Raw genomic sequence first — 6,783 nt, forward strand, 5'->3', positions numbered from 1 at the left:
CTTTCGTTCCTACGATGGTGGGACGGCACTCGGGGCCCCGGTGAGCAGAGGTGACCCGGCATGCCCTCCTCCCCCGCGACGAAGCCCGCCACGACGACGCCCCCGGCCGGCCCCGCACCGCACGCGCGCCGCACGCCGCACACCGGCCGGCGCGCCCTGCAGGCCGGGGCGGCCGCCCTGCTCCTGCTCCTGACGGGCGTCGCCGCGGCCCCCGCTGCCCCCGCCCGGGCGGCGGCGGTGCCGGCGCCCCCCGCGCTCTCCGCCTCCGCACCCGGGACGGCCACGGCCGCCGTACCGGGCGAACTCGACCCCGCCACCGTCCGCCGCCTCGACGCGGCGATCGTCGGGGCCATGAAGCGCGACAACATCCCCGGTGCGATCGTCGGCGTCTGGATGCCCGGACGCGGCGACTACGTGAAGGCCTTCGGCACCGCCGACACCGCGTCCGGCACCCCCATGAAGTCCGACCTCTTCATGCGCATCGGCAGCGTGACCAAGACCTTCACCGTCACCGCCGTCCTCCAGCTGGTCGACGAGGGGCGCATCGCCCTCGACGACCCGATCTCGAAGTACGTCGACGGCGTGCCCGGGGGCGATCGGATCACCCTGCGCCAGCTCGCCTCCATGCGCAGCGGCCTCTTCAACTACACCGAGGACGAGAAGTTCCTCGCCGCCCTGCGCGCCGACCCGCAGCGCGAGTTCACCCCGCGCCAGCTCCTCGGCTACGCGTTCGCGCACCCGGCGAACTTCGCGCCCGGTGCCAAGTGGGAGTACAGCAACACCAACACGATCCTCCTCGGGCTCCTGCTGGAGGAGATGTCCGGGCAGCCCCTGGACGGCTACCTCCGCCAGCACGTCTTCGACCCGCTGAAGCTGAAGGACACCTCCCTGCCGAGCGGCACCGCGTTCCCCGAACCGCACGCCGACGGGTACACGGGCTTCTCCCCGAACGGCGCCGTCACCAACGCCACCGACTGGAACCCCTCCTGGGCGTGGGCCGCCGGATCCGCCATCTCCACCCTGGAGGACCTGCACGCCTGGGTCCCGGCCCTCGTCGACGGCCGGCTGCTGACGCCCGCGACCCAGGCGCAGCGGATGCGCACGGAACCGGTGGGCGTGCCCGGGATCTCGTACGGCCTCGGCATCGCCGACGTCAACGGCTGGCTCGGGCACAACGGCGAGCTGCCCGGCTACGAGACGATCGCCGCGCAACTGCCGCAGGACAGGACCACGATGGTGATCATGATCAACTCCGACATGGACCAGGGCGGCTCGTACAGCACCACGCTCGGCAAGGCCGTCACCGAGATCATCACCCCGGACCACCTGTGGAGCCTGCCGTCCCCGTCCCAGGTCGGCCAGGGCAAGCGCTAGGAAGCCTCGTCCGGGGAGTCGGGGGAGGCGGAAAGGTCCAGGTCGGCCGCGACGCGGGCCGCGACCTCCTCCGCGTACGCCGCGTCCTCGCGCTCGAAGGCCGGGCGCGAGGGCCCGCGCACGAACGTCAGCGCCCCCAGCGTCCGGCCCCGGCTGCGCAGCACCGCGCACAGCGCGTGCGCCGCGTCCTCGGGCCACCGGCGGGCCCGCGCCCACGCCGCGTCCTCGGCGCCGCGCGGGGCCGAGGCCCGTACGGAGCCGACCCGGTCCAGCGCCTGCAGCGCCGGGTGCCCGGTCGCGTACGGCACGGGGATCGACCCCGGCCCGGGCAGCGCCGGCGGCGACGCGGCGGCCCGCAGGAGCCTGCGCCGCCCGGGGCCGGCGGAGGGGTCGAGCACGTCGAGCAGCACGTGGTCGGCGAAGCCCGCGAGGGCGAAGTCCAGGCGTACGGCGGCCGCTTCGGCCGGGTCCTCGCACTCGGCGGCCGCCCGGCCCGCGCGGTGCAGCTGGTGGGAGCGGAAGCGCAGCTGCGCGGTGTCCAGCTGGGCCCGGCGGGCCTCGGTGACGTCCTGGAACAGCCAGCCGACGCCCAGCGGCACCGGTTCCTCCGCGAGCGGCGAGGCCAGGCGCAGGAACCCGCACCGCCAGCAGCGCCGGCGCGGCCCCTCGGCCGTGCGCACCGTCACCCACAGTTCGACGGGGGCGGGCGGCGCGCCTTCGGCGAGCACGTGCTGGAGGGCGCCCTCCAGCTCCTCCACGCCCTGGGCGAGCAGTTCCCCGAGCGGCCGGCCGAGGAGGGCGGTGCGGCCGGCGGCGAAGGCGCGCGCGGCGTGCGCGTTGACCACGGCGGGGCGCAGGTCGACGTCGACGAGCACGACGCCCCACGAGGCGTCCTCCATGAGGGCCTCGCTCAGCGCGATGGCCCGCTCCAGGTCGATCTGGGCGTGCACCTCGCTGAAGGCGCAGTACACCCCCGCGGGCCGGCCGTCGGCGCCCGGTACGCCGGCGGACTGGGTCCGGACGAGGACGCGGCCGCCGTCCTTGGTCAGCAGCGCGAACTCGTGGACCTGCCGGCCCGGGCCGTCCTGGGCGGCCATGAGCCGGTCCTGCACGTCCTGCGCGTCGGCGTCCCGCGCCGCCCACCCCGCGAAGCCCTTGCGGCCGACGGCCTCGGCGGCGGACCAGCCGAGGATCCGCTCGGCCTCGCGGTTCCAGTGGGTGACCACGCCGTCGGAGTCGAACGCGCACAGCGCGGCGTCCATCCCGTCGAGCAGGGCTGCGAGCAGGTCGTCGGTGGTCTCGTCACGCCCGGAAGCACTCACCTGGCACCCCCCGCGGGTGTTCGCGTGTGCGGCTCGTCGGATCATTCAACTGGAACGTGACGCATCCCACACGGCGTTCCCCCGATTACCCCGTAATGATCCGTTTCGACCCCCGGGCCAGGCGCCGGAACGCTCCGGAAAATAAACGGTTGTGCCCCGCCGGGCGGAGTTTTAGGCTCGTGCCACACAGAAGGGAGGTGGTTACCGAAATGTACGGAAACCGGACGCGTGAGGTGACTGCGGGCTAAGCGCCCGTCGTCGCACGCACCCAGTGCGGTGCCCGGCGGGATCGCCAGGCGCCAATCCACAGCAGTCACCCGACCCGCGGGCTCGCCGGCACGTCCGGCCGGCTCCTCTCACTGCAGGAGAGGATCCCGAGCCCGCGGGTCGTCTGCGTTCCCGGACCGCTACGGCGGACACGGGACGCCACGGCGGACACGGGCCCTACGGGCACAGCCGCTCGACGCGCCAGGTCCCCGCCTCCGCGTCGCGGACGTAGCGCAGACGGTCGTGCAGGCGGTTCTCGTGGCCCTGCCAGAACTCCACCGCGTCCGGGGTGATCCGCAGGCCGCCCCACTGGGGCGGGACCGGGACCTGCTCGCCCTCCGGGTAGCGGGCGGCGAGCTCCGCGTAGCGGCGGTCCAGTTCCGCGCGCGAGGCGATCACGCTGGACTGCTCGCTCGCCCAGGCGCCCAGCTGGGAGCCGTGCGGGCGGGACCGGAAGTACGCCGCCGTCTCGTCGCGGCCGACGCGGACCGCGGTGCCGGTGACGACGACCTGGCGGGCGATGGGGTGCCAGGGGAAGAGCAGCGCGACGTGCGGGTTCTCCGCCAGTTCGCGGCCCTTGCGGGATCCGTAGTTGGTGTAGAAGACGAACCCCCGCTCGTCGAACTGCTTCAGCAGCACCGTGCGCGAGCTGGGGCGGCCGTCGGGGGTGGACGTCGAGACGACCATGGCGTTGGGTTCGAAGAGGTGCGCGTCGGCGGCCTGCTGGAACCACCGGGCGAACTGCGTCATGGGATCACCGGCGAGGCTCTGCTCGTCGACGATCTCGGAGCGGTACTGCTTGCGCATGACGGCGGGGTCAAGGTCCTGATCGGTCACGCGGGCCATCCTGCCGCAGTGGGCCCGCCGGGGGTGTGCCGTATGTCACGCTTCCGCAGTCCAGCGGGAACGGACAAAATCTTGGGGCCGGTCCGAGGACCCCCGCACGGGTGACCATCGGCCCTGCCGGGCATCAACGGGGATGACCGCGCCGGACCGCGGATACGGCGGGAGCCGCGCGTATCCGCACTATCTGAGGAGCCGCCTGATGTCCGATTTCGTACCCGGGCTCGAAGGGGTCGTCGCGTTCGAGACCGAGATCGCCGAACCGGACAAGGAAGGCGGTTCGCTCCGCTACCGGGGCGTCGACATCGAAGACCTCGTCGGGCACGTGTCCTTCGGGAACGTGTGGGGCCTGTTGGTCGACGGCGCCTTCAACCCCGGTCTGCCGGCCGCCGAGCCCTTCCCCATCCCGGTCCACTCCGGTGACATCCGTGTCGACGTGCAGTCCGCGCTCGCCATGCTGGCCCCCGTCTGGGGTCTGAAACCGCTGCTCGACATCGACGAGCGGACCGCCCGCGACGACCTCGCGCGGGCGGCCGTCATGGCGCTCTCGTACGTCGCCCAGTCCGCCCGCGGCCAGGGCCTGCCGATGGTCCCCCAGCAGGAGATCGACAAGGCCGAGTCCGTCGTCGAGCGGTTCATGATCCGCTGGCGGGGCGAGCCGGACCCGCGTCACGTCAAGGCCGTCGACGCCTACTGGACCTCGGCCGCCGAGCACGGGATGAACGCCTCCACGTTCACCGCGCGCGTCATCGCCTCCACCGGCGCGGACGTGGCCGCGGCCCTGTCCGGCGCCGTCGGCGCGATGTCCGGGCCGCTGCACGGCGGGGCGCCGTCCCGCGTGCTCGGCATGATCGAGGAGATCGAGCGCACCGGCGACGCCGTGGCGTACGTGAAGAAGGCCCTGGACAAGGGCGAGCGGCTGATGGGCTTCGGGCACCGCGTGTACCGCGCCGAGGACCCGCGCGCCCGCGTCCTGCGCCGTACGGCCAAGGAGCTGGACGCCCCGCGCTACGAGGTGGCCGCCGCCCTGGAGAAGGCCGCGCTGGAGGAGCTGCACGCGCGCCGGCCCGACCGGGTGCTCGCCACGAACGTGGAGTTCTGGGCCGCGATCATGCTGGACTTCGCGGAGGTGCCGGCGCACATGTTCACCTCGATGTTCACCTGTGCCCGTACGGCCGGCTGGTCGGCGCACATCCTGGAGCAGAAGCGCACGGGCCGCCTGGTGCGTCCGTCGGCCCGCTACATCGGGCCGGGCGGGCGCGACCCCCGCGAGATCGAGGGGTACGCGGACATCGCCGCGACCGCCTGACCGTCCCTCCCCGCTCCGCGCGTTCCGGGCGCCGTACCCCCTCGGGGGTGCGGCGCCCTCGCGCGTGCGGGGTGCGGGGGGGGCGGGGTGCGGGGTGCGGGAGGGTCAGGACAGGGCGGTGTCCACGATCCGGGACCACTGGGCGACCACGCGGGCGCGGCGGGCCGTGTCGTCCGTCAGGACGTTGGCCAGGCCCAGGCCGCGCGCCATGTCGAGCAGGCCCTGCACGGTCTCCCGCACGCCCGGGACCGACTCGTCCGCGCCCAGCAGCTCGACGGCGATGCGGTGGGTCTCGCGGCCGACCCTGGCTTCCAGTTCCGAGACACGGGGCCGCAGTTGCTCCTCGTTGGAGGCGGCCACCCACAGCTGGAGGGCGGCCCGGAAGAGGATCCCGGTGTACATGTCCACCAGGGCCGCCACGACCTCCGGGCGGGCGGCCGGGCCCGCGTGGAACAGGTCGCGCAGGGCCGTGGAGCGTTCCTCGGCGACGTACTCGACGGCCGCCGTGAAGAGGTCCTCGCGGGTCGGGAAGTGGTACTGGGCCGCGCCGCGCGAGACCCCGGCCCGCTCGGCCACGACGGAGACGGTGGACCCCGCCCAGCCCTGTTCGGCGAGGCAGGAGACGGCCGCCTCCAGGAGGTGGCGGCGGGTGACGCGGCTGCGGGCCTGCTTGGGGCCGGTCACAGTGCCCATGACGGGTCCCGGCGCTCGAAGCGGGCGGTGATGCCCTCGCGGGCCTCGGCGGAGGCGAACAGCCCCGCGGAGAGCTCCGCCAGGCGGGCGCCGTCGCGGTCCAGGGTCTCCCGTACGGCGGCGGCGGTGAGCGCCTTGGTGGCCGCCAGGCCCTGCGGGGAGGCCTTGCGCAGCCCGGCGAGGACCGGGGCGAGGGCCTCGTCGACGTCGTCGGCGTGCAGGGTGAGCAGGCCGATGCGGGCCGCCTCGGCGGCGTCGAACCGCTCGGCGGTGAGGAAGTAGCGTGCGGCGGCCCGCGGATCGAGCCGGGGCAGGAGCGGCATGGAGATGACGGCGGGGGCGAGGCCGAGGTGGGTCTCGGTGAAGGCGTACGAGGACAGCGGCCCGGCCGCGGCGATGTCGCAGACGCCCAGCAGGCCGAGGCCCCCGGCCCGGACGTGGCCCGTCACGCGGGCGAGGACGGGCTTGGGCAGCCCGGCGACCTCCCGGAGCAGGGCGAGGAAGTCGGCGGGGTCGCAGGGGGACTTGAGGTCGGCGCCCGCGCAGAAGGTGGTGCCGGTGTGGGTGAGGACGACGGCCCGGACCGCGGGGTCCGCCGCGGCGGCGGCCAGTGCGGTGCGGAGTTCTGCGACGAGGCCGGCGGAGAGGGCGTTGCGGTTGGCCGGGGAGTCGAGGGTGAGGGTGGCGACGCCGGTCGCCTGGGCGGCGTGCACGAGTGGGGCCATGTCTCCTCCGGAGGGGGTCGGTGGGCCGGGGGCCGGGTGGGCCGGGTGGGGCCGGGTGGGCGGGTCCTCTGGGGGGAGGGTATGCGGGGTGCCGCCGGCGGTTCGGCGGGGGGCGGGTGCCGGGCGGCAGCTCGGGGGGGGGGGGGGGGGGGGGGGGGGGGGGGGGGGGGGGGGGGGGGGGGGGGGGGGGGGGGGGGGGGGGGGGGGCGCGCCGGGGGGGCCCGCCCCGCCCGCCGAACGAAAACCACCA

Annotated in this window: 6 protein-coding genes; 2 read left to right on the plus strand and 4 right to left on the minus strand. The window is 74.9% G+C overall.

The annotated features are described in order from the left end of the window. Window positions 1-60 precede the first annotated feature (60 nt). Window positions 61-1,374: a serine hydrolase domain-containing protein gene (locus ACZ6S8_RS29725; protein ID WP_469460492.1), complete on the plus strand. Its 1,314-nt coding sequence runs from the start codon at window positions 61-63 to the stop codon at window positions 1,372-1,374. Here the strand turns inward: ACZ6S8_RS29725 and ACZ6S8_RS29730 are convergent. Together ACZ6S8_RS29730 and pdxH are read right to left on the minus strand one after the other, a co-directional pair. Next, window positions 1,371-2,696, minus strand: a complete 1,326-nt coding sequence (locus ACZ6S8_RS29730; protein ID WP_469460493.1) for a PAS domain-containing protein — start codon at window positions 2,694-2,696, stop codon at window positions 1,371-1,373. The genes ACZ6S8_RS29725 and ACZ6S8_RS29730 overlap by 4 nt on opposite strands. 444 nt (window positions 2,697-3,140) lie before the next feature. Beyond that, window positions 3,141-3,809 carry a pyridoxamine 5'-phosphate oxidase gene (gene pdxH, locus ACZ6S8_RS29735; RefSeq protein WP_469460494.1) on the minus strand — a complete coding sequence of 223 codons (669 nt, stop codon included), beginning with the start codon at window positions 3,807-3,809 and terminating at the stop codon, window positions 3,141-3,143. Between the two features lie 199 nt (window positions 3,810-4,008). Between pdxH and ACZ6S8_RS29740 the strand changes: the two genes are divergently transcribed. Continuing rightward, window positions 4,009-5,115, plus strand: coding sequence for a citrate synthase 2 (locus ACZ6S8_RS29740; RefSeq protein WP_469460495.1), 1,107 nt, complete (start codon window positions 4,009-4,011; stop codon window positions 5,113-5,115). Between the two features lie 105 nt (window positions 5,116-5,220). Here ACZ6S8_RS29740 and ACZ6S8_RS29745 read toward each other — a convergent pair whose 3' ends face one another. Both ACZ6S8_RS29745 and ACZ6S8_RS29750 read right to left on the minus strand, forming a co-directional pair. Continuing rightward, entirely contained in the window at window positions 5,221-5,808 is a 588-nt protein-coding gene (locus ACZ6S8_RS29745) for a TetR/AcrR family transcriptional regulator (RefSeq protein ID WP_383916877.1), read from the minus strand. Further along, window positions 5,796-6,533, minus strand: coding sequence for an enoyl-CoA hydratase family protein (locus ACZ6S8_RS29750; RefSeq protein WP_469460496.1), 738 nt, complete (start codon window positions 6,531-6,533; stop codon window positions 5,796-5,798). Before ACZ6S8_RS29750 ends, ACZ6S8_RS29745 begins: the two co-directional genes overlap by 13 nt. Between the last annotated feature and the right edge of the window lie 250 nt (window positions 6,534-6,783).

Source organism: Streptomyces sp. NPDC048461 (assembly GCF_055587105.1).

Coding starts and splice junctions, on each gene's coding strand:
- ACZ6S8_RS29725 (WP_469460492.1), top strand. CDS start 61: ATGCCCTCCTCCCCCGCGACGAAGCCCGCCACGACGACGCCCCCGGCC.
- ACZ6S8_RS29750 (WP_469460496.1), bottom strand. CDS start 6,533: ATGGCCCCACTCGTGCACGCCGCCCAGGCGACCGGCGTCGCCACCCTC.
- pdxH (WP_469460494.1), bottom strand. CDS start 3,809: ATGGCCCGCGTGACCGATCAGGACCTTGACCCCGCCGTCATGCGCAAG.
- ACZ6S8_RS29745 (WP_383916877.1), bottom strand. CDS start 5,808: ATGGGCACTGTGACCGGCCCCAAGCAGGCCCGCAGCCGCGTCACCCGC.
- ACZ6S8_RS29740 (WP_469460495.1), top strand. CDS start 4,009: ATGTCCGATTTCGTACCCGGGCTCGAAGGGGTCGTCGCGTTCGAGACC.